Raw genomic sequence first — 21,750 nt, 5'->3', positions numbered from 1 at the left:
CTCGTGGTGGGGGTCGCCCTGATCACCCAGCTCGTGCTGATCCTGGTCGGCGGCACGGACGTCAACACGGGGGACAGCGCGGCCGACGTCCCGGTCGGGACCCGTCTGGTGCGGCTGTTCAGCTACTTCACGATCCAGAGCAACGTCCTGGTGCTGGCCGCCTCGCTCACGCTGCTCGTCGCCCCGGCGCGGGACGGACGCGTGTGGCGGGTGCTGCGGCTGGACTCCCTGCTCTCGATCGCGGTGACGGGCGTCGTCTACAACACCCTGCTCGCGCGCCTCGTGCACGTGGAGGGCCTCGCGCTCTGGACGAACGCGGCCCTGCACATCGTGTCGCCGGTCGCCACGGTGGGCGTGTGGCTGCTCGTCGGGCCGCGGCCGCGCATCAGCTGGGGTGCGATCGCGTGGGCGTTCGTGTGGCCGATCGCCTGGGTCGTCTACACGTTCGTCCGGGGCGCGGTCACCGGTTGGTACCCGTACCCGTTCATGGACGCGGCGACGCTCGGCTACCCGAGGGCGATCGGCGTCACGAGCCTGGTGATCGTCCTGGCCCTCCTGTTCGCGGTCGCGTTCCGCCACCTCGACCGGCGCCTGCGGCCCTCGCGCCTCCCGGTCGAGGTCTAGACCTCGGCCTCGTCGCTCTCGACGCGGTCCGTCAGGTCCGCGACCGCGGCCGTGTCGACCAGCCACACGGTCGCCTCGGTCCCGGACGCCAGCGCGGCCGGCACGGGCTCGGCCCCGGTGCCCAGGACGCCCCGGGCGACCGCCTCGGCCTTCTCGGCACCGCTCACGCAGAACCAGACCTGACGGGACCGGTTGATCACGTCCATCGTGACGCTGATGCGCTCCGGCGGGGGCTTGGGGGAGTTCCGGACGGGGATGACCGTGCCGGGCGTCGCCAGGTCCGGGTGCCCGGGGAAGAGCGACGCCACGTGGCCGTCGGGCCCCATGCCGAGCAGGCAGACGTCGAAGACGGTGTCGCCGAGCTCGCTGGCGTAGGCCGCGGCGGCCTCGTCCAGGTCGAGGCCGGCGTCGGAGGCCGGCATCACGTGCACGAACGCGTCGTCGAGACGCAGCGGGCCGCGCAGGACCGCCAGCGTCGGGTCGGCGTTGCGCTCGGCGTCCCCGGTCGGCACGAACCGCTCGTCGCCCCACCACAGGTCGACCCGCGACCAGTCGACGTCGCCCGGGCCGTCCTGAGCGAGACGCGCGTACGCCTTGGTGGCGATGCCGCCGCCGGTCAGGCAGACCTGCGGGGTGCGCCCGCGGGCCTGGACGTCGGCGAGCGTGGCGGTCAGCCGGGCGGCGAGGGCCTCGGCGACGTCGTCGGGGCCGTCGTGGACGACGATCTCAGCGGGGGTGGGCATGCGGTGGGGCTCCTTCGTGGACGGGTCCGGCGGTGCCGGGGCAGAACGCGCACGGCCGGGCGCACCCGGAGGTGCGCCCGGCCGGACGGTGGTGCTTCGTGAGGATCAGGAGATCTGGTCGCCCGGCCCGTCGACGTCGGTCGACTCGCCCGGCTCCTTGCCCTTCTTGGCGTCGTCGAGCGCGGTCTGCACCGTGTCGACGAGCTCGGCCCACGAGGCGTCGAACTTGTCCACGCCCTCCTTCTCCAGGACGTCCCACACGTCGTCGAGGTCGACGCCGACGGCCTCGAGCTGCGAGAACACCTCGGCCGACTCCTCCTCGGCGCCGCTCACGCGGTCGCCCAGGAGCTCACCGTGGTCGGCGAAGGCCTGCATGGTCTTCTCCGGCATGGTGTTCACCGTGTTGGCGACGACGAGCTCGGTCACGTAGAGCGTGTCCGGCAGGTCGGGGTTCTTGACCCCGGTCGAGGCCCACAGCGGACGCTGCCGGTTGGCGCCCTTCTCCTGCAGCGCCGCGAAGCGCTCGGAGGCGAACACCTCCTCGTACGCCGCGTACGCGAGCCGGCCGTTGGCGATGGCCGCCTTGCCCTTGAGCGCCTTGGCCTCGTCGCTGCCGATCGCGTCGAGGCGCTTGTCGACCTCGGAGTCCACGCGGGAGATGAAGAACGACGCCACCGACTGGATGCGGCTCAGGTCGTGGCCGTTGGCCGCGGCCTGCTCGAGCCCGCTCAGGTAGGCGTCCATGACGGCGCGGTAACGCTCGAGGGAGAAGATCAGCGTCACGTTCACGCTGATGCCCTCGCCGATCGCGTTCGTGATCGCCGGCAGGCCGGGCTTGGTCGCCGGGATCTTGATCAGCACGTTCGGCCGGTCGACGATCTTCCACAGGTCGGTCGCCTGGGCGCTGGTGCCCTCGGTGTCCATGGCCAGGCCCGGCTCGACCTCGATCGAGACGCGGCCGTCGACGCCGTTCGTGGCCTCGTAGACGCCCTTGAAGAGGTCGCAGGCGTTGCGGACGTCGTCGGAGGTCAGCGCCTTGATGGCGTCGGCGACGTCGGTGTCCCGGGCCGCGAGCTCGCGGACCTGGTCGTTGTACGCCGCGCCGTTGGACAGCGCGGAGGCGAAGATCGTCGGGTTGGTGGTGACACCGCTGACCGACGAGTCCTTGATCAGGCCCTCGAGGTTGCCGGTGTTCAGGCGCTCGCGGGACAGGTCGTCCAGCCAGATGGACACGCCCTCGTCGGAGAGGCCCTTCAGTCGATCGCTCATGGTCGTCCTTCGTTCCCTAGATGGGTGGTGGGTGGTGCTCAGCTGATCGTGGCGCCGGCGTCGGGCGTGTGGTCGCCGGTGTTCTTCGGACCGGCGGCGGCCGCGTGCAGCGGGGCACCCGTCTCGGCCGCGTGGGCCAGGCTCTCCCGGGCCGCGTCGGCCACGGTCTCGGGCGTGAAGCCGAACTCCTTGAAGAGCAGCGCCCCGTCGGCGCTGGCGCCGTAGTGGTTGATGCTGACGACGCGGCCGGCGTCGCCGACGATGTCGCGCCAGCTGCCGGAGACCCCGGCCTCGACGCTGACCCGCGCCTTGATGGCGGCCGGGATGACCGACTCGCGGTAGGCGTCGTCCTGCTCGTCGAACCACTCGCGGCACGGCATCGAGACCACGCGGGTCGCGACGCCCTCGCCGGCCAGCGCCTCGGCGGCGGCGACCGCGAGCTGGACCTCGGAGCCGGTCGCGACGATGATCACGGTCTTCTCCGAGCCGACGTCGCCGAAGTCCTTGAGCACGTACGCGCCCTTGGCCACGCCCTCGGTGGTGGCGTAGCCGTCGGACCCGCGGGGCACGATCGGCAGGTTCTGCCGGCTGAGGATCAGCGCGGCCGGCCGGTCGCTGTTGTGCAGGATCGCGGCCCAGGAGGCCGCGGTCTCGTTCGCGTCGGCCGGACGGACGACGTCGAGCCCCGGGATGAGCCGGAGGGACGAGACGTGCTCGATCGGCTGATGGGTCGGGCCGTCCTCGCCCAGGCCGATGGAGTCGTGGGTCCAGACGTAGGTGACCGGCACCCGCATCAGGGCCGACAGCCGCACCGCACCGCGCATGTAGTCGGAGAAGGTGAGGAAGGTGCCGCCGTAGGGACGCGTCCCGCCGTGGACCTTGATGCCGTTGAGGATGGCGCCCATGGCGTGCTCGCGGATGCCGAAGTGCAGCACCCGGCCGTACGGGCTGCCCTGGAACTCCTCGCTCTGCCGGTCGAACGGCAGGAAGCTCGGCTGCCCCTTGGGGGTCGTGTTGTTCGACCCGGCCAGGTCGGCCGAGCCGCCCCAGAGCTCGGGCAGCTTCGGGGCGAGCGCGGTGAGCACGTTGCCCGAGGCGGCGCGGGTGGCGACGCCCTTGGGGTCGGCGTCCCAGGTCGGCAGCGCCTCCTCCCAGCCCGGCGTCAGCTCGTCGGCGACCATCCGGTCGTAGAGGGCCTTCTCGTCCGAGCGCGTGGAGGCCCAGGTGTCGAAGCCCTTCTGCCACTCGGCCTGGGCGGCCGCACCGCGGTCGCGGAGGCCACGGGTGTGGGCCAGCACCTCGGGGTCGACGTCGAAGCTCTTGTCGGGGTCGAAGCCGAGGACCTTCTTGAGCGCGGCCACCTCGTCCTTGCCGAGGGCGCTGCCGTGCGCACCCTCGGTGTTCTGCTTGGTGGGCGAGGGCCAGGCGATGATCGTGCGCAGCTGGATGAAGGTGGGGCGGTCGGTGTAGCGCTTGCCCTCCTCGATCGCGTCCAGCAGGGCCTTCACGTTCTCCTTGTACTCGCCGCCCTCGAGCCAGTCGACGGTCGCGACGTGCCAGCCGTACGCGGCGTAGCGGGCCGCGGTGTCCTCGGTCAGCGCGATGTCGGTGTGACCCTCGATCGAGATGAAGTTGCGGTCGTAGATCAGCGTCAGGTTGCCCAGCCGCTGGGTGCCGGCGAGGGAGGACGCCTCGGAGCTGATGCCCTCCTCGATGTCACCGTCCGACGCGAGGCAGTAGATCTGGTGGTCGAAGACCGACTCGCCCTCGGGGGCGTCCGGGTCGAGCAGGCCACGCTCGCGGCGGGCGGCCATCGCCATCCCGACCGCGTTCGCGATGCCCTGGCCGAGCGGGCCGGTCGTGATCTCGACGCCGTCGGTGTGGCCGTACTCCGGGTGGCCCGGGGTCTTCGAGCCCCAGGTGCGCAGCGCGCCGATGTCCTCGATCTCGAGGCCCCAGCCGCCGAGGTAGAGCTGCAGGTAGAGCGAGATGCTCGAGTGGCCGCAGGAGAGCACGAAGCGGTCGCGGCCCGGCCAGTGCGGCTCGGCCGGGTTGTGGCGCATGACCTTCTGGAACAGCAGGTACGCGACGGGCGCCAGGCTGATCGCGGTGCCGGGGTGGCCGTTGCCCACCTTCTGCACCGCGTCGGCGGCGAGGACGCGGACCGTGTCCACCGCCTTGGTGTCGAGGTCGGTCCACCCCTCGGGGAAGACGTCGTCCTCGGTGGGGGAGGTGGTCGCAGAGCTGGTCACAGGCAGTCCTTCCGGGGTGCAGGCGGGGAGCGCCGACCGCGGTTGCGCCGACGGCTCCGACCTCTTGACCTTATCGAGCGGAGCGTGCTCCCCGACAGGGCCTACCCGTGGTGGGCACCGACCATTCACGTCGGCGTCACATACGCGTGCGTCCGGGCGTCGTGGGACGCGGGTCACGCGGCGCCACGACCGTCCGCGGGCGGGCGCGCACTAGCCTGGAGGTCGCACCCCCGCGCAGCCGCAGCGCGCCCCGCGCTCGTCGCTGGGCCCGAGGTGCCCGACGTGAGAGAGTGCAGCCTGTGACCGCCCTGGACCTGACCGGCGACGCCTCAGCGGCGGACCGTGGGACAGCGACGGACGAACGGACCGGCACCGCGGTGTCGGCCCGCGACGTCGTCTCGGCGTACGTCAACCTCACCAAGCCCCGCATCATCGAGCTGCTGCTCGTCACGACGGTGCCCGCCATGTTCCTGGCCGCGGGTGGCGTGCCGCCCCTGCTCCTCGTGCTGCTGACGATGGTGGGTGGCTGCTTCGCGGCCGCGAGCGCGAACGTCTTCAACTGCGTGCTCGACCGTGACATCGACGAGCAGATGCGGCGTACGCGTCGTCGGGCGCTCCCGCGGCACATGGTCGGTCCGCGCGCGGCGACCGCGTTCGGCGCGGTCCTCGGCGTCGCCGCGACCCTCGTCCTCGGGTACGGCGTCAACTGGCTGTCGGCGTTCCTCGCGCTCGGCGCCAACGCCTTCTACGTCTTCGTCTACACGCTCCTGCTCAAGCGCCGCACCTCGCAGAACATCGTGTGGGGCGGCATCGCCGGCTGCTTCCCCCCGCTGATCGGCTGGACGGCCGTCACCGGGCACATCGCGCTGGCCCCGTTCGTGCTGTTCGCGATCGTGTTCTTCTGGACGCCGCCGCACACCTGGGCGCTGGCGTTCCGCTACCGCGCGGACTACGCCGCCGCCCAGGTCCCGATGCTGCCGGTGGTCCGCTCGGCCCCGGTCGTCGCGCGCCAGATCCTCATCTACAGCGTCGTCACCGTCGCCGTCTCCCTGGCCCTGTGGCCGGTCGCGCACACCGGGTGGCTCTACCCCTCGGTCGCCGGCGTCGCGGGGCTCGTGTTCCTCGTGGAGGCCGTGCAGCTCTACGCCCGGGCCCGCGCCGGCCTCACCGACGCCGCCCTGCGGCCGATGCGGCTCTTCCACTGGTCGAACTCGTACCTCGCGCTGGTGTTCGTCGCCGCCGCGGTGGACCCGCTCCTGCGCTGACGCCGGCGCGGTCGTTCCCGCAGGCCCTCGCGCGGGTGCGCGAGCGAGGATGACCCCGTGACCCAGTCCGTCGAGCTGCTGCTGGACGAGGCGTCCGAGGCGGTCGTGCTGGGGGAGTGGGCGCGGCTGGCGGAGGCCGGTCTGCCGACCGAGCAGCGGATCGTGCCGAGCCCCACCCACCGGCCGCACGTCACGCTCTGGGCGGGCCCGGCGATCCCGGCCGACGTGGACGCCACGCTCCCGGCGGTGGTCGCCGGGCTGGACCTGCCGTTGCTGCTCGGGTCCCTGCTGGTCTTCGGGCCCCGGCGCGGCCAGGTGGTCCTCGTGCGTCAGGTCGTGGCCAGCGCTGCGCTGCTCGACCTGCAGGCGCGCGTCGCGACGCTCTGCGGGACGCAGGCCGACAGCCACTTCGCGGCGGGCCGCTGGAGCCCGCACGTCACCGTCGCCCGCCGGGTCGCCGTCGACCAGCTCGGAGCGGTGATTGGGACTCTAGGCGCGGTGCCCGACGTCAGCGCGACGAGCCGGGTCTGCCGGCGCTGGGACGGGGACGTGAAGAAGGCCTGGGACCTGGCCTGACGAACCGCCCCCGAGGAGCGGTTCGTCGGACCGGGTCACCAGGCCTGAGCCGGTGGACGGCTGGGGTCAGCGGCGACCGGTGCTGAAGCCGGCGGCCGAGTGGCTGCCCGTCGCCGCGCCGCCCGAGGTGCTCGTGGAGTAGGCGAGGGAGTTGCCGCCACCGCCGCCGCCCGAGGGGCGACGACCGTTGGCCGGGCGGGCCGGGCCGCGACCCGACTTGGTGGCCGGGCCCTGGCCGCGACCGCGACCGGAACCGCCGCCGCGCGAGCCCGTACGACCGTCGGCCTGCGCCGGGGCCTTGGTGCCCGTCCCGGAACCCGCGCCACGGCGCCGACCGGCACCGCCGTTGCGGGGACGGGAGTCGCCGCCGTCGGAGCCGGAGCCCTGCGAAGGGGCGGGGGTCTCGAGGCCGCCGGGCAGCTCGCGCGTGCCGGGGGCGACGGTGGTGAGGACCGGGTCGGACATGCCCTGCAGACGCGTGGTGGTCGGGTTGATCCCGGCCGCCTTGGTCAGCGAACGCACCTCGCGCAGCTGGTCGGCGGTCGCGAGGGTCACGACGGTGCCGTCGCTGCCCGCACGGGCGGTCCGGCCGGACCGGTGCGTGTACGCCTTGTGCTCGACCGGCGGGTCGGCGTGCACGACGAGCGCGACGTCGTCGACGTGGATGCCCCGCGCGGCGATGTCGGTGGCCACGAGCGTGGTCGCCTTGCCGCTGTGGAAGGCGTCCATGTTGCGCGTACGGGCGCCCTGGCTCAGGTTGCCGTGCAGGTCGACCGTCGGGATGCCCTTGGCGTTGAGCTGGCGGGCCAGCGCCTTGGCGCCGTGCTTGGTGCGGGTGAAGACGACCGTGCGGCCCGGCGCGCTGGCCAGGTCGACGAGCACCGGCAGGCGCTGGTCGCGCTCGACGTGCAGCACGTGGTGGGTCATCGTCGAGACGGGCGACTGCGCCGAGTCGGCCTCGTGCACGACCGCGTTGGTGAGGAAGCGGCGGACGAGGACGTCGACCTGCGCGTCGAGCGTCGCGGAGAAGAGGAGCCGCTGGCCGTCGCGCGGGGTCTGGTCGAGCAGGCGGCGGACGACCGGGAGGAAGCCGAGGTCGGCCATGTGGTCGGCCTCGTCGATGATCGTGATCTCGACCGAGCCGAGGTTGCCGTGGCCCTGCTTGATCAGGTCCTCGAGGCGCCCGGGGCAGGCGATGACGATGTCGACGCCGCGACGCAGCGCCGAGACCTGCGGGCCCTGGCCGACGCCGCCGAAGATCGTGCGCGAGGTGAGGCCGGTGGTGGCGGCGAGCGGTGCGAGGGCCGCCTCGATCTGGCCGACGAGCTCACGCGTCGGGGCCAGGATCAGCGCCCGCGGGGCACCGGGGCGGCGACGGGGCGAGGTCGCGGAGAGGCGGGCGACCAGGGGGAGCAGGAACGCGTACGTCTTGCCGGAGCCCGTGCGGCCGCGGCCGAGCACGTCGCGCCCGGCGAGGGCGTCGGGCAGCGTGGCCGCCTGGATGGGGGTGGGTTCGGTGATGCTGCGCGCCGCGAGGACGTCGACGAGCGAAGCGGGCACGCCGAGCGTGCTGAAGTCGTGCTGGGTCAAGGAGTTCCGTCCATGATGTCCCGCCGACACCGGCCGAGGTCTCTCGGAGGCGCCACGCACGGAGCCACGGTGGGCTACGACGTACGGACTGCTTGCGGCAGGAGCGAAAGCAAGCTGATGTCCTCATCATAGCGGGTCGATGTGCTGTTGAAGCAGCAACCACCTCTCCGGAGTCACGCGGCCGTCATCTGCCGGCGCTTCACTGGGGGTGTGCAGCACGACCACGAGACGTCCCAGGAGCCCATCACCGTCGCCATCGAGCGGCGGGTGGACGCGCACCGGCAGGCGGAGGCGCTCGCCTGGGTGCAGACCGGCACGAGCCTGGCCAGCCGGATGCCGGGCTACCTCGGCTCGGGCTGGGTGCGGGCGAGCGGGTCGTCGTCGCTCTGGTACACGCTCTACCGCTTCGCCGACGCCGGCTCCCTCGCCGCGTGGGAGTCGTCGGCCGAACGGCACTGGTGGCTGCGGACCGGCGAGGAGTTCGTCCACGACGCGCGCGTCGAGCGGCGTACGGGCATCGAGGGCTGGTTCGACGTCCCGGCGTCGTCGCTGCTCGACGTCGACGAGCCGCCGGCGGCCGGGCAGGCGCCGCCCCGGTGGAAGCAGGCCGTGACCATCTGGCTCGGCTTCTTCCCCACGAACCTGGTCTTCACCCTGCTCGTGTCCCTGCTGCCCGTGTGGGGAGCGGTGCCGCTGGCGCTGCGGGTGCTGATCACCACGATCGTCCTGACGCCGGTGATGACGTACGTGGTGCTGCCGTTCGTCACCGCCCGGCTGCGGCCCTGGCTCGAAGGGGGTCCGCGGGGCGGCCCGCGACCCTAGAGTGACCGGATGGTCGACGCGGGGGCCGGCGCCTCGGGCGCAGGGGCGGAGGTCCGCCAGCAGGGTCAGCGGCTGCGGGGGACGCGCGGCTACCGCGCGCTGGTGCGCACGGGGCTGGTCTGCTGGGCCGCGGTGCACCTGCTGATCGCCTGGCTCGCGCTCCGCGTCGCCTGGGGCGGAGGCGGTGACGCCTTGCAGCAGGGGGCGCTGAAGACGCTGGCGCGGACCGGGGCGGGCCCCGTCCTGCTGGCGGTCGTCGCGGTCGGGATGTTCGCGCTGACCGTGTGGCAGGCGGCGGAGGCGGCGTTCGGCCAGGGCCGGGTCGCCGAGCAGCACGACGAACGGCGCCGGACCCTCAAGCGGCTGAGCTCGGCCGGACGTGCCCTGGTCTACCTGGCGCTGGGCGTCAGCGCCCTGCGGCTCGTCCTCGGCGCCGGCTCGTCGGGCGGCCAGGAGGAGGGCGTGACCTCGCGCCTGATGGAGGCGCCGCTCGGCCGGGTGCTCGTCGCGCTCGTGGCCGCCGCGGTGCTGGCCGTCGCGGTCAGCCAGGTGGTCCGCGGGGTGCGGCAGAAGTTCACGGAGGACCTGAGCGGCGACCGGACGCTCGCCGTGCGGGTGCTCGGCACGGTCGGCTACGTGGCCAAGGGGGTGGCCCTCGCGGTGGTCGCGGGCCTCTTCGGCTGGGCCGCCTTGAGCTACGACGCCGACAAGGCCGGCGGCCTCGACGAGGCCCTCCACACCGTGGGTTCGCAGCCGGCGGGCGCGGTCCTGCTGACCGCGCTGGCCCTCGGCTTCGCGGCGTTCGGCGTCTTCTGCCTGGTCTGGGCCCGCAACCCGAAGACCTGAGTCAGCCGCCCGTACGGCCGCTCAGGCGGCGACGGGGACGCGACGACGCCGGACGGCGAGCAGGACGTTCGTCGCGGCGGCGACCGAGATCGACGCCCCGAGCAGGTGCAGCGCGACGAGCCCGACGGGCACGCCGAGGTGGTACTGCGCGAGGCCGAGGACGGCCTGCAGGACCTCCACCGCGAGGAGCAGGACCACGGCCCGGCTCCGGCAGAGGACCAGCGTCGCGAGCGTGAAGGCGATGGTGACCCAGACGGCGGCGGCGTGCACGTGCGCGACCACACCGCCGTCGAGGCCGTTGCGGACAGCGTTCAGGTCGCCGGCGTGGGGTCCGCTGCCGGTGACGACGGTGCCGAGCCAGACGGCCGCGACCATGGCGGCGAAGGCGACCCGGGCGAAGACGACGGTGACCTGCCGGTCCACCCGGACGACCGGCGTGGCCCAGGTGGAGCGGACGAGGCCGACGGCCAGCCCGACCAGGGCCATGGAGACGACGAAGTGGAGGCCGACGACCCACGGGTTGAGGTGCGTCAGCACGCTGATCCCGCCGATGACGATCTGGGCGGGGATGCCGAGCAGCAGTCCGCCGGCGAGCCAGCGCACGTCCCGGCGGCGACCGTCGCGGACGTCGGCGCGGGTCGCGTCCCGGAACCGCAGCGCCGTGATCCAGGTGAGGGCGACGACGGCCACGAGCACGAAGGTCAGCAGCCGGTTGCCGAACTCGATCGCCCCGTGCACCCCGAGCTCGGGGTGGCTGACGAAGGAGTTCTCGCTGCAGCGGGGCCAGGTCGGGCAGCCGAGGCCGGACGCCGTCAGGCGGACGAGCCCGCCGGTGACGACGATGAGGATGTTGATGGCGAGCGCGGCGACGGCCCAGCGACGGAGGGCCACCGGCCCCGTGACGACCCGCAGCAGCGGGGCCCAGGGCGGCGCGGCCGGTCGCTCGTCGGGGGTCGGTCGGACCGGGGTCTGCGTGGTCACGGTCGGCTCCTCATGGCGTCCATCATGCGGTCCAGCGGAAGGTGCGTCGGGCGAGCAGGCCGGCCACGACGAACCAGACGACGAGCACGCCGAACGGCCAGCCGGGTACCGCTCCTCTCGCCGCGACCCGCAGCCCCTCGCCCAGCGCAGCGGTCGGCAGCGCCTCCACGACGGGCTGCAGCACCCGGGGGTAGCGGGACACGCCGATCACCAGGCCGCCGGCGACGAGCAGCACGACGTAGACCAGGTTCGCCACGGCGAGCGTGGCCTCGGCGCGAAGCCGGCCGGCCAGCAGCAGCGCGAGGGCGACGAACGTCACGCCCGCGAGCACCACGAGGGCGAGGCTCGCGAGCAGCGAGCCGGCCGTGTACGCGGGTCGCCAGCCGAGCAGCAGGGCGGCGACGACCAGCACGACGAGCTGGCCGAGCAGCACCAGGCCGACGGCCAGCGCCTTGCCCGCGAGAAGCCCGCCGCGGCCGAGCGGGGTGGCCGCGAGCCGCTCGAGCACGCCGTAGCGGCGCTCGAAGCCGGTGGCGATCGCCACGGAGGTGAACGCCGACGACCAGACGGCCAGCCCGAGGACCGACGGGGCGGCCGAGGCGAGGGGGACGAACCGGCCGCGGGTGGCGGCGGCCAGGACGAGGATCGCGAGCGGGATGACGAGGGCGAGCAGGAGCTGCTCGCCGTTGCGGACGAGCAGGCGCACCTCGGTCAGCGCGTGCCGGACGACCCGCCGGCCGGCCGGGGCGGCACCCGGGGCGGGGCTGAGGTCGAGCGTGGCGCCGAGGCTCGGGGTGCTCATCCGAGCACCCCGTGCGTGCGGGCCAGGAACACGCTCTCCAGGCTCTCGCCGTCGGCGGTCAGCTCTGCCACGGTCCCGGACGCGGCGACGCGGCCGCGGTCGATCATCCAGACCTGGTCGGCGAGCGCCGCGGCCTCGTCCATCGCGTGGGTGGTCAGCACCACGGAGACGCCGGCGGACCGCAGCTCGCGCAGCAGGTCCCACGTCGCGCGGCGCGCGTGCGGGTCCATGCCGGCCGTCGGCTCGTCCAGGAACACCAGCTCCGGTCGACCGACGAGCGCGCCCGCGAGGTTCACGGCCTGCTGCTGCCCGCCCGAGAGCCGGCGGTAGGGGGTGCGGGCGTACGAGCCGATGCCGAGGCGCGCGATCAGCGCGGGCACGTCGAGCGGGTGCGCGTACAGGGAGGCGAGGTAGTTCAGGAGCTCGCCGGCGCGGATCCCGGACCAGGCGCCGGTGCTCTGCGGCATCAGCCCGACCGCGGCCGTCACCTCGGGCGAGCCGGGGGCGCGGCCGAGGACCTGCACCGCGCCGCCGTCCGGCGTCACGAGGCCGGTGCAGCAGCGCAGCAGGGTGGTCTTGCCGGCCCCGTTGGGTCCGAGCAGGGCGGTGAGGGCACCCGTACGGGCGGTCAGGCTCAGCCCGTCGAGCACCGGCGTCCCGCCGAGGCGGACCGTCAGGTCCCGCACCTCCAGCGCTGACGGGGTCGGGCTGGGCACGGGTGGAGTCTAGGTCGCGGACCGTCGCCGGAGCGTCCCCGGACGACGGCGTGAGGGTCGTCACGGTCGTGGGCGGGGCGGCACCCACAATGTTCGGATGGACCTGCCTGTGATGCCGCCGGTCGCGCCGATGCTGGCGAAGGCGGTCAAGACCATCCCGACCGGCGACCTGACCTACGAGCCGAAGTGGGACGGGTTCCGCTCGATCATCTTCCGCGACGGGGACGACGTCGAGATCGGCAGCCGCAACGGCAAGCCGATGACGCGCTACTTCCCCGAGGTCGTCGAGGCGGTCCGCGCGAACTTCCCCGAGCGCGCGGTGCTGGACGGCGAGATCGTCGTCGTCGACCCGGCGGGCGAGCGGCTGGAGTTCGAGACCCTGCAGCAGCGCATCCACCCGGCCGTCAGCCGCGTGAACCGCCTCGCCGCGGAGACGCCCGCGAGCTTCGTGGCCTTCGACCTGCTCGCCCTCGGCGACGAGGACTGGACGCCGCGCCCGTTCGCGGAACGCCGGGCCGCGCTCGAGGAGGCGCTGGCGCACGCGCGCGCGCCGATCCACCTGACCCGGGTGACGGACGACGCCGCAGTGGCGACGCGGTGGTTCACCCAGTTCGAGGGCGCGGGCCTGGACGGGGTGGTGGCCAAGCCGAACGGCCTGCGCTACTCCCCGGACAAGCGCGTGATGTTCAAGATCAAGCACGAGCGGACGGCGGACTGCGTCGTGGCCGGCTACCGGGTGCACAAGAGCGGGCCCGACAGCATCGGCTCGCTGCTGCTCGGCCTGTACGACGACGCGGGCTCGCTCGTCTCGGTCGGCGTGATCGGCGCGTTCCCCGCCGCCCGCCGCAAGGAGCTCTTCGCGGAGCTGCAGCCGCTGGTCACGACCTTCGACGACCACCCCTGGGCCTGGGCCAAGCAGGAGGAGGGCGCCCGTACGCCGCAGAGCTCGGCCTACAGCCGCTGGAACAACGGCAAGGACCTGTCCTTCACCCCGCTGCGTCCCGACCTCGTCGTCGAGGTCCGCTACGAGCACATGGAGGGCGAGCGGTTCCGTCACACCGCGCAGTTCAACCGGTGGCGCCCGGACCGCGACCCGCGCTCGTGCACGTACGAGCAGCTCGAGGAGGTCGTGAGCTACGACCTCGCCGACGTGCTGCGGGCCCCGTCGGGCGGCTGAGGCCCGCGCGCCCCGTTCACCACCTGTTCGTCGACCTGTCAGTGGCCTGTGCGCACAATGCGGGTCCGCGCCGGTCGGCGCGGGGGTCGAGGGGAACGAATCGATGTCGATGCGACGCTGGGTGCTGGCCGGGATCCTGACCGTGGGGCTGGTCGGCCCCCTGGGGGCGTTGCCGGTGGACGCCGCGTCGCTCAAGCCGCACAAGGACGTGGTGCGCTACGTCGACCCGCTGATCGGCACGGCCAACGGGGGCAACACCTACCCCGGGGCCGTCCGGCCGTTCGGGATGCTCTCCTGGTCGCCGACCTCGACCCAAGGAGACCAGACCGGGACCGGGGCCTCGAACGGCTACGCCTACGACACCACCCGGATCCGGGGCTTCTCGCTCACCCACGTCAACGGAGCGGGCTGCTTCCCCGGGGCCGCCGGTGACGTCCCGATCTTCCCGCACGTGGGCGACGTCGCGACCTCGCCGAGCGCGGACACCAAGGACGAGGTCTACGCCAGCGACTTCAGCCACGCCGACGAGGTGGCCGAGCCCGGCCGTTACCGCCTGGGGCTGGCCAACGGGGTGAAGACCGACTTCGCGGCCACCACGCGGGCCGGTATCGGCACCGTCGCCTTCCCCCGCGGATCGACCGCGAACCTGCTCTTCCGCACCTCGAACTCCCTGAACGGCAGCGAGGACGCCGACGTCACGATCGACCCGGCGACCCGCACCGTCTCCGGCTCCGTCCTCACCGGCGGCTTCTGCGGCCGGCGCGCGAACGGCGGGGGCAGCAACAAGTTCTCCTCCTACCGGCTTTTCTTCACCGCCCACTTCGACCAGGCCTTCGTCCGCACCGGCACCTGGGTCGACGGCACCGTCCGGCCCGGCACGACGACGGCCAGCGGCGGCGAGGGCTACGAGACCGGGGCGGCCCGCGCCGGCCGGGGCTCGGGCGGCTACGTCGGCTTCGCCACGACCTCCGACCAGCCGGTGACCATGCGGATCGGGCTGTCGTACACGAGCGGCGAGGCGGCCGAGGCCAACCTCGCCGCCGAGCTGCGCCCCGGCGACACGGTGAAGAAGACCGCCGCCGCGGGTCGGAAGGTCTGGAACGCGCAGCTGCGGCGGATCGACGTCGCCGGCGGTCGTCGCGACACGCTCACCACCTTCTACACCGCGATGTACCACGCCTTCCTGCAGCCGAACGTGAACAGCGACGTCGCCGGCACCTACCGCGGGCCGGACCAGCAGGTCCACCGGCTCGCCCCGGGCCAGGGGGCCCAGTACGGCAACTTCTCCGGCTGGGACCAGTACCGCGCGCACACCCAGCTGCTGGCCCTGCTGGAGCCCGGGATCGCGGGGGACTTCGCCCAGTCGATGCTCAACGCCTCGCGTCAGAACGGCGGGGTCTGGGACCGGTGGCTGCAGGTCAACAGCCCGACGCGGGTGATGGCCGGCGACCCCGCTGCCGTCACGGTGGCCGGGCTGTACGCCCTCGGCGTGCGCAACTTCGATGTCGACGCGGCCTTCGACTCGCTGGTGCGGCAGGCCACCGTGCCGAACCCGGCCGGGCTGTCGGACTACGGGTGCCCGGGTCAGTGCGCCGGGATGCGGCCCAACCTGGCGGCGTACGAGCGGCTGCACTACGCACCCCAGGACGAGTGCCACTGCTGGGGCGGTGCGGGCGAGACCCTCGAGGACTCCACCGCCGACTACGCCCTCGCCCAGTGGGCGAAGAAGCTCGGCCGGGACGACGAGGCGCGGCTGTTCACGGCCCGCGCCGGCTACTGGCAGAACACCTTCAACCCGGAGGCCACCCCGGACGCCGGCTACCAGCAGCCCCGGCTCGCGGACGGCTCCTGGTCGGAGCCCTTCGACCTGGCGGACGGGGTCGGGTTCGCCCAGGGGACCTCGGCGACCTACACCTGGATGGTCCAGCACGACGTGCACCGGCTGTCCGCCCTGATGGGCGGGGACAAGGTGGCCGCGGCGCGGCTCGACGACTTCTTCCGCGCCGACGACGGGTCCTGGGCCGTGACGCCGACCCCGGACGGCTACGACCCGACCAACGAGCCGGGCATCCACGTCCCCTGGCTCTACAACGCGCTCGGCCGGCCGTGGAAGACCCAGGAGACCGTCCGGACCTACATGGACCTGGTCTACGGCACCGGGCCGACCGGGCTGCCGGGCAACGACGACCTCGGGACCATGTCGGCCTGGTACGTCTGGGGCGCCCTCGGGATGTACCCGCAGACCCCCAGCCGCGGCGAGATGCTGCTGTCGAGCCCCACCTTCCGCAAGGTCTGGATCAAGCGCGCCGGGGGACCCACCACCACGGTGACCGCTCCCGGTGCCTCGGCGAAGGCCGTCTACGTCCGCGGCGCCGAGCTGGACGGTCGCACCTGGACCCGCTCCTGGGCCCCCGCGTCCCTGCTGAACCGCGGCGGGAAGCTCGAGATCAGGGTCGGGAGCAAGCCCGACCGCGACTGGGGCTCGAGCCCCCAGGACGTCCCGCAGGACCGCTGAGGCGACCGCTCGGCCTGGACGTCCGGCGAGGCGGCACCGTCAGGTGCCGCCCGACCGGACCTGCTCGGTCCAGGTCCGGCGGCGGGCGTCGCGGAACCGCCGCTCCGGCTCGGTGAGGACGTCACCGGGTCGGGGCTCGAGGGCGGCGAGGGCCTCGCCGTAGCGCCCGCAGCGGGCCAGGAGCTCGCTGCGGACCCCGCGGACGCGTACGTCAGCCGGGAGGTCGGCGACCGCGCGCAGCCCGGCCTCGGGTCCGTCGCGCTCGGCGACGGCGACGCCGCGCGCGAGCCGGGCGGGAGCGCTGGGCGCCACCGAGACCAGCAGGTCGTAGAGCCGGACGACCTCGGTCCAGTCCGTGCCGGCGTAGCTCGGCGCCCGGTCGTGCTCCAGAGCGACGGCCGCCTGCAGCTGGAACGGGTCGGCGATGCCGTCGCTGCGGCGCAGGCTCGTGCTGAGCAGCGCGGTGCCCTCCGCCACCAGGCGGGCGTCCCAGCGGCTGCGGTCCTGGTCGGCCAGCAGCACCGGGTCGCCGACCGCGTCGACCCGGGCCGGACGGCGGGCCTCGGTGAGCAGCAGGAGGGCCAGCACGGCGGCGGGGCCCGCCTCGCCGGGCATCAGGCGGACCAGCTGGCGGGCCAGCCGGACCGCCTCGGCGCACAGGTCGGTCGCCACCACGAGCTCCCCGCCGTGGGGCGCGTGCCCGGCGGTGTACATCGCGTGGACCACGCTGCAGACGCTCGTCAGCCGCTCGGGCAGCTCGGCGGCGCCCGGCGTCCGGTAGGGGATCCGGGCCGCCGCGATCTTGTGCTTGGTGCGGGTGAGCCGGCGGGCCATCGCCGTCTCGGTGGTCAGCAGCGCCTCCGCGACCTCGGCCACCGTGAGCTGGCAGAGCGTCTTCAGCGTGAGCGCCAGCCGCGCCTCGGGCGCCAGGCTGGGGTGGCAGCAGGTGAAGACCAGCCGCAGCAGGTCGTCGTCCACGGCCTCCTCCTCGTCGCCCTCCGGCGGCTCGGGCCGGGACAGCGCGGCCAGCGCCACCGAGGCCCGCTCCTTGTCGCCGCGCGCCCGCTCGCGTCGCAGCAGGTCGATCGCCTTGCGCCTGGCCGTGACGGTCAGCCAGGCCCGCGGCTCGTCCGGCACGCCTCGCTCCGGCCAGGTCTGGAGCGCGGCGAGGGCCGCCTCCTGCACGGCCTCCTCGGCGAGCGACCAGTCGCCGAGGTGGCGCACGAGGACGGCCAGGACCCTGGCCCCCTCGAGCCGCACCACCTCGGCGACCTGCTCGCCCGTGCCCCTCACGCCGGTTCGGCTCGCTCAGGCACCGAGCTCGAGCACCGGGCGCACCTCGACCCCGCCGTCCCAGGCGCCGGGGCACTCCTGCGCGATCTTGAGGGCGCCGTCGAGGTCGGCCGCCTCGACGAGGTAGAAGCCGGTCAGGGCCTCCTTGGTCTCCGCGTAGGGCCCGTCCGTGGTCACCACGTCGCCGCCGCGCGCCCCCGTGACCCGGACGGTCGTGGCCGTGCTCGTGGGGTGCAGGGCGGCACCGCCGCGGAACGAGGCGCCGTTCTCGCGGCCGAAGGTGTCGTAGTCCTTCATCTCCGTCGCGTACTCCGGCTGGGACCAGTCGACGTCCCGGCCGTAGATCAGCAGCGCGTACTGGGTCATGCGTTCCTCCTGGGATCCTGCCGGGCCCGTCGCCCGGTCTACCCACAGGACGAACGGGGGGTGCCTGATCGGACACTACGACCAGGTCGCCTCCGGCACGAGGCCCCGGGGCGGGGTAAGGCTCGCCTCGCTTGATCACCTGCCGAATAAGAGCACACTGGCATTGTGTATTCAGCGGATCAGGCGACCCGGGAGGTGTCCGGCAGCCAGTCGGACGTCGACCCGAACGCCCCGACGCGGCAGCGCGTCGCCCGTTCGATCCTCGAGCACGGTCCGTCCACGGCGGCCGAGCTGGCGACCCGTCTCGGCCTGACGGCCGCGGGCGTCCGGCGCCACCTCGACAGCCTGGCCGAGCAGGGCCTGCTGACCTCGCGCGAGCAGCGGGTCTACGGGACCCGCGGCCGCGGTCGCCCGGCCCGCGTCTTCGTCCTCACCGACGTCGGCCGCGGCACCTTCACCGCCGGCTACGACGACCTCGCCGTGCAGGCGCTGGAGTTCCTGGCGTCGACGGTCGGGGCGGACGCGGTGGACCGCTTCGCCCAGGCCCGGCTCGCTCCCCTCGAGGAGCACTACCGCGAGGCGCTCAGCACGGCGGAGCCGACCGAGTCGGCCACGCAGACGCTGGCGCGGACGCTGTCCGCCGAGGGCTACGCGGCCTCGCTGCGGCCCGCCGGAGCTGGCGAGCAGCTGTGCCAGCACCACTGCCCGGTCGCGCACGTGGCCGAGCGCTTCCCGCAGCTGTGCGACGCGGAGACCGAGGCGTTCTCGCGCCAGCTCGGGGTCCACGTCCAGCGCCTGGCGACGATCGCGCACGGGGACGGCGTCTGCACGACCCACATCCCCCGAAGCACACAGACGGCCGCACCGCCGGCTCCACCACCACCGGCTCCGCCACCACGGGCAGCCGGGCCGACATCACAGGCGACGACCGGAACATCCGGTCCCGCCGTCGGCTTGAACCTGAAGACGCACGCACTTATGCATGGCCCCGACCACGAGGAGCACGCGACATGACCGACATCCTTGACGAGACCGCCACCACCACCGCCCCGGTGGCTCCTGGCACCGGCCAGAGCCAGGACGAGCACCTCGACGCCCTCGGTCGCTACCGCTTCGGCTGGTCCGACTCCGACGCCGCCGGCTCGATCGCCAAGCGCGGTCTGAGCACCGCCGTCGTGGAGAACATCTCCGCGCTCAAGAGCGAGCCGCAGTGGATGCTCGACCTCCGCCTCAAGGGCCTCAAGCTCTTCGACCGCAAGCCGATGCCGGCCTGGGGCGCGGAGCTGAACGACATCGACTTCGACAACATCAAGTACTTCGTGCGCTCGACGGAGAAGCAGGCGGCGACCTGGGACGACCTGCCCGCCGACATCAAGAACACGTACGACAAGCTCGGCATCCCCGAGGCGGAGAAGGCGCGCCTCGTGTCCGGCGTGGCCGCGCAGTACGAGTCCGAGGTGGTCTACCACAAGATCAACGAGGAGCTCGAGAAGCAGGGCGTCATCTTCCTCGACACGGACACCGCGCTGAAGGAGTACCCGGAGCTCTTCCAGGAGTACTTCGCGACGGTCATCCCGGTCGGCGACAACAAGTTCTCCGCGCTCAACTCGGCCGTCTGGTCGGGCGGCTCGTTCATCTACGTCCCCAAGGGCGTGCACGTCGAGATCCCGCTGCAGGCCTACTTCCGGATCAACACCGAGAACATGGGCCAGTTCGAGCGCACGCTGATCATCGTCGACGAGGGCGCGTACGTGCACTACGTCGAGGGCTGCACCGCCCCGATCTACTCGTCCGACTCGCTGCACAGCGCGGTCGTCGAGATCGTGGTCAAGAAGGGCGCGCGCTGCCGCTACACGACCATCCAGAACTGGTCGAACAACGTGTACAACCTCGTCACCAAGCGCGCCACCTGCGAGGAGGGCGCGACGATGGAGTGGATCGACGGCAACATCGGCTCCAAGGTCACGATGAAGTACCCGGCCGTCTACCTGATGGGCGAGCACGCCCGTGGCGAGACGCTGTCGATCGCCTTCGCGGGCGAGGGCCAGCACCAGGACGCCGGCTCCAAGATGGTCCACTGCGCGCCGTACACGTCGAGCTCGATCATCTCGAAGTCCGTCGCCCGCGGCGGTGGCCGCACGTCCTACCGCGGCCTCGTGCAGGTCCAGGACGGCGCGCACCACTCGGCGTCGATCGTGAAGTGCGACGCGCTGCTGGTGGACAACATCAGCCGCTCGGACACCTACCCCTACGTCGACGTCCGGGAGGACGACGTGTCGATGGCGCACGAGGCCACGGTCTCGAAGGTCAGCGACGACCAGCTCTTCTACCTGATGAGCCGGGGCATGGGCGAGGACGAGGCGATGGCCATGATCGTGCGCGGGTTCGTCGAGCCGATCGCCCGGGAGCTCCCCATGGAGTACGCCCTCGAGCTCAACCGGCTCATCGAGCTGCAGATGGAGGGCGCGGTCGGCTGACCGCCGCCCCCGTCCCTGCCGAACCACCCGAAGGAACCTGACTTGTCCGTCCAGATCGACGCGCCCCTCGAGGTCGTGCCGGACGCTGCCCCCGACGACTCGGTCGCGGCGGTGGCCGGTGCGGTGGAGACGATCTCGTCCCACCTGCACCCGGTCGCCTCGTACGACCTCGCCGACCACCCCCGCCCGACCGGGCGCGAGGAGGTGTGGCGGTTCACGCCGGTGAAGCGGCTCCGCGGCCTGCTCGACGCCGAGGACCTGCCCTCCGGCGCGATCGACGTCACCGTCGACGCGCCCGAGCAGGTCCGGGTCTCGACCATCGACGGCGCCGAGGCCCGTTCGCTCGGCGGGCCCGCGCCGGTCGACCGGATCGCGGCGCTGGCCGTGGCCAACGCCGGTGAGACGACGCTCGTCGACGTGCCGGCCGAGGTCGAGCTCGACGAGCCGATCATGATCACGGTCACCGGGCAGGGCACGGACGCCGCGGCGTTCCGCAGCCTCGTCGTCCGGGTCGGGGCCTTCGCGAAGGCGACGATCGTGCTCGAGCACCACGGTTCCGCGGTGCTCGGCAGCTCGGTCGTCCTGCTCGTCGGCGACGGCGCGCGGGTCGACCTCGCCGGTCTCCAGCTCTGGGACGACGACGCGGTGCACGCCGGCCACGTCGGGATCCGCGTCGGCCGCGACGCGCACGTCCGTACGCTCACCGCCTCGCTCGGCGGCGACCTAGTCCGTCTCGTCGAGACGGCCGACTACGCGGGACCCGGCGGCGAGATCGAGCAGCTCGGCCTCTACTTCGTGGACGCCGACCAGCACCTCGAGCACCGGCTGTTCGTGGACCACAACGCGCCGCGTACGACGAGCAACGTGGACTACCGCGGGGCGCTGCAGGGCGCGGGCGCGCACTCGGTCTGGGTGGGCGACGTGCTCATCCGCAAGGTCGCCGAGGGCATCACCACGTACGAGTCCAACCGGAACCTCGTCCTCACCGACGGCTGCCGCGCGGACTCCGTGCCCAACCTCGAGATCGAGACCGGCGAGATCGCCGGGGCGGGCCACGCCTCGACGACCGGCCGCTTCGACGACGAGCAGCTCTTCTACCTGCGCAGCCGCGGCATCGACGAGGTCGAGGCCCGCCGCCTGGTGGTGCACGGCTTCTTCGCCGACATCATCCGCCGCATCGGCGTGCCGGCCGTCGAGTCCCGGCTCCTCGCCGCGGTCGAGGCGGAGCTCGCCGTGACCGTGGGCGCACCGGCGTCGTCCAGCCTGAGCGCCGGGGACGACGCGACCGAGGCCGGCACCGACGCCGAGGCGCCGATCGTCGCCCCGGAGCAGATCGAGGGCCGCGACGCCGACGACGCGGGCCACCACGCCTTCGCGGCCGACGACGACCTGGCGGCGATCGCCAGGCAGCAGTCGTGAGCGCCGTCGCGTCGGGC

19 protein-coding genes are annotated in these 21,750 nt (G+C 73.2%); 10 read left to right on the top strand and 9 right to left on the bottom strand.

What is annotated here, in order from left to right; all coding sequences use genetic code 11:
* The first annotated feature begins 3 nt into the window (after positions 1–3).
* A complete protein-coding gene (locus tag ABD665_RS07655; RefSeq protein WP_204911505.1) occupies positions 4–624 on the top strand; it encodes a Pr6Pr family membrane protein in 621 nt (206 codons plus the stop codon).
* Here the strand turns inward: ABD665_RS07655 and pgl are convergent.
* From pgl to tkt, 3 genes are all read right to left on the bottom strand, one after another.
* Entirely contained in the window at positions 621–1,367 is a 747-nt protein-coding gene (pgl, locus tag ABD665_RS07650) for a 6-phosphogluconolactonase (protein WP_204911506.1), read from the bottom strand. The genes ABD665_RS07655 and pgl overlap by 4 nt on opposite strands.
* Positions 1,368–1,472: 105 nt before the next feature.
* Positions 1,473–2,636 (bottom strand): transaldolase, encoded by a 1,164-nt coding sequence (tal, locus tag ABD665_RS07645; protein WP_204911507.1) that lies wholly within the window; start codon positions 2,634–2,636, stop codon positions 1,473–1,475.
* Positions 2,637–2,674: 38 nt separating this feature from the next.
* Positions 2,675–4,888, bottom strand: a complete 2,214-nt coding sequence (gene tkt, locus ABD665_RS07640) for a transketolase (RefSeq protein WP_204911508.1) — start codon at positions 4,886–4,888, stop codon at positions 2,675–2,677.
* Positions 4,889–5,202: 314 nt separating this feature from the next.
* Here tkt and ABD665_RS07635 point away from each other — a divergent pair, with 314 nt between their 5' ends.
* Together ABD665_RS07635 and ABD665_RS07630 are read left to right on the top strand one after the other, a co-directional pair.
* Positions 5,203–6,153, top strand: a complete 951-nt coding sequence (locus tag ABD665_RS07635; RefSeq protein WP_425562133.1) for a heme o synthase — start codon at positions 5,203–5,205, stop codon at positions 6,151–6,153.
* A 57-nt stretch (positions 6,154–6,210) separates the two neighbouring features.
* Positions 6,211–6,729: a 2'-5' RNA ligase family protein gene (locus ABD665_RS07630; protein WP_204911510.1), complete on the top strand. Its 519-nt coding sequence runs from the start codon at positions 6,211–6,213 to the stop codon at positions 6,727–6,729.
* A gap of 66 nt (positions 6,730–6,795) precedes the next feature.
* Here ABD665_RS07630 and ABD665_RS07625 read toward each other — a convergent pair whose 3' ends face one another.
* Positions 6,796–8,319 carry a DEAD/DEAH box helicase gene (locus ABD665_RS07625; protein ID WP_204911511.1) on the bottom strand — a complete coding sequence of 508 codons (1,524 nt, stop codon included), beginning with the start codon at positions 8,317–8,319 and terminating at the stop codon, positions 6,796–6,798.
* A gap of 210 nt (positions 8,320–8,529) precedes the next feature.
* Between ABD665_RS07625 and ABD665_RS07620 the strand changes: the two genes are divergently transcribed.
* Together ABD665_RS07620 and ABD665_RS07615 are read left to right on the top strand one after the other, a co-directional pair.
* Positions 8,530–9,141 (top strand): antibiotic biosynthesis monooxygenase, encoded by a 612-nt coding sequence (locus tag ABD665_RS07620; RefSeq protein ID WP_204911512.1) that lies wholly within the window; start codon positions 8,530–8,532, stop codon positions 9,139–9,141.
* A gap of 9 nt (positions 9,142–9,150) precedes the next feature.
* Positions 9,151–9,987: a DUF1206 domain-containing protein gene (locus ABD665_RS07615; protein WP_204911513.1), complete on the top strand. Its 837-nt coding sequence runs from the start codon at positions 9,151–9,153 to the stop codon at positions 9,985–9,987.
* A gap of 21 nt (positions 9,988–10,008) precedes the next feature.
* On the opposite strand, the gene ABD665_RS07610 is transcribed toward ABD665_RS07615, so the two are convergent.
* Genes ABD665_RS07610 through ABD665_RS07600 form a run of 3 tightly spaced genes read right to left on the bottom strand, consistent with a single transcriptional unit; the run spans position 10,009 to position 12,486 of the window.
* Positions 10,009–10,968, bottom strand: coding sequence for a COX15/CtaA family protein (locus ABD665_RS07610; protein WP_344741664.1), 960 nt, complete (start codon positions 10,966–10,968; stop codon positions 10,009–10,011).
* 22 nt (positions 10,969–10,990) lie between these two features.
* Positions 10,991–11,770: an ABC transporter permease gene (locus ABD665_RS07605; protein WP_204911514.1), complete on the bottom strand. Its 780-nt coding sequence runs from the start codon at positions 11,768–11,770 to the stop codon at positions 10,991–10,993.
* Positions 11,767–12,486, bottom strand: a complete 720-nt coding sequence (locus ABD665_RS07600) for an ABC transporter ATP-binding protein (RefSeq protein WP_204911515.1) — start codon at positions 12,484–12,486, stop codon at positions 11,767–11,769. The genes ABD665_RS07605 and ABD665_RS07600 overlap by 4 nt, the downstream gene beginning before the upstream one ends.
* Positions 12,487–12,583: 97 nt before the next feature.
* On the opposite strand from ABD665_RS07600, the gene ABD665_RS07595 reads away from it, so the two are divergent.
* Together ABD665_RS07595 and ABD665_RS07590 are read left to right on the top strand one after the other, a co-directional pair.
* Positions 12,584–13,663 (top strand): ATP-dependent DNA ligase, encoded by a 1,080-nt coding sequence (locus ABD665_RS07595; RefSeq protein WP_204911516.1) that lies wholly within the window; start codon positions 12,584–12,586, stop codon positions 13,661–13,663.
* A gap of 103 nt (positions 13,664–13,766) precedes the next feature.
* Positions 13,767–16,178: a GH92 family glycosyl hydrolase gene (locus ABD665_RS07590; RefSeq protein ID WP_344741660.1), complete on the top strand. Its 2,412-nt coding sequence runs from the start codon at positions 13,767–13,769 to the stop codon at positions 16,176–16,178.
* 39 nt (positions 16,179–16,217) lie between these two features.
* Here the strand turns inward: ABD665_RS07590 and ABD665_RS07585 are convergent, their stop codons facing one another.
* Positions 16,218–17,471 carry a sigma-70 family RNA polymerase sigma factor gene (locus ABD665_RS07585; protein ID WP_204911517.1) on the bottom strand — a complete coding sequence of 418 codons (1,254 nt, stop codon included), beginning with the start codon at positions 17,469–17,471 and terminating at the stop codon, positions 16,218–16,220.
* 15 nt (positions 17,472–17,486) lie between these two features.
* Entirely contained in the window at positions 17,487–17,837 is a 351-nt protein-coding gene (locus ABD665_RS07580) for a YciI family protein (RefSeq protein ID WP_204911518.1), read from the bottom strand.
* 165 nt (positions 17,838–18,002) lie between these two features.
* Here ABD665_RS07580 and ABD665_RS07575 point away from each other — a divergent pair, with 165 nt between their 5' ends.
* Genes ABD665_RS07575 through sufD form a run of 3 tightly spaced genes read left to right on the top strand, consistent with a single transcriptional unit; the run spans position 18,003 to position 21,733 of the window.
* Positions 18,003–18,851, top strand: a complete 849-nt coding sequence (locus ABD665_RS07575; RefSeq protein ID WP_425562118.1) for a helix-turn-helix transcriptional regulator — start codon at positions 18,003–18,005, stop codon at positions 18,849–18,851.
* Complete coding sequence (sufB, locus tag ABD665_RS07570; RefSeq protein ID WP_344741656.1) at positions 18,848–20,314, top strand: Fe-S cluster assembly protein SufB; 1,467 nt, start codon at positions 18,848–18,850, stop codon at positions 20,312–20,314. The genes ABD665_RS07575 and sufB overlap by 4 nt, the downstream gene beginning before the upstream one ends.
* Before the next feature lie 42 nt (positions 20,315–20,356).
* Positions 20,357–21,733, top strand: a complete 1,377-nt coding sequence (sufD, locus tag ABD665_RS07565; RefSeq protein WP_344741654.1) for a Fe-S cluster assembly protein SufD — start codon at positions 20,357–20,359, stop codon at positions 21,731–21,733.
* Positions 21,734–21,750: the final 17 nt, after the last annotated feature.

It is taken from the genome of Microlunatus spumicola (assembly GCF_039536445.1).
In the GTDB taxonomy this organism is placed as follows: domain Bacteria; phylum Actinomycetota; class Actinomycetes; order Propionibacteriales; family Propionibacteriaceae; genus Microlunatus; species Microlunatus spumicola.
The sequence above is the reverse complement of the archived record's forward strand: the minus strand, read 5'-3'. Positions and strand labels throughout refer to the sequence as shown.

Bases quoted from the DNA above. Each gene is read 5' to 3' on its own strand.
- pgl (WP_204911506.1), bottom strand. From the start codon at position 1,367: ATGCCCACCCCCGCTGAGATCGTCGTCCACGACGGCCCCGACGACGTC.
- tal (WP_204911507.1), bottom strand. From the start codon at position 2,636: ATGAGCGATCGACTGAAGGGCCTCTCCGACGAGGGCGTGTCCATCTGG.
- ABD665_RS07615 (WP_204911513.1), top strand. From the start codon at position 9,151: ATGGTCGACGCGGGGGCCGGCGCCTCGGGCGCAGGGGCGGAGGTCCGC.
- ABD665_RS07605 (WP_204911514.1), bottom strand. From the start codon at position 11,770: ATGAGCACCCCGAGCCTCGGCGCCACGCTCGACCTCAGCCCCGCCCCG.
- ABD665_RS07595 (WP_204911516.1), top strand. From the start codon at position 12,584: ATGGACCTGCCTGTGATGCCGCCGGTCGCGCCGATGCTGGCGAAGGCG.
- ABD665_RS07590 (WP_344741660.1), top strand. From the start codon at position 13,767: ATGTCGATGCGACGCTGGGTGCTGGCCGGGATCCTGACCGTGGGGCTG.
- ABD665_RS07580 (WP_204911518.1), bottom strand. From the start codon at position 17,837: ATGACCCAGTACGCGCTGCTGATCTACGGCCGGGACGTCGACTGGTCC.
- sufB (WP_344741656.1), top strand. From the start codon at position 18,848: ATGACCGACATCCTTGACGAGACCGCCACCACCACCGCCCCGGTGGCT.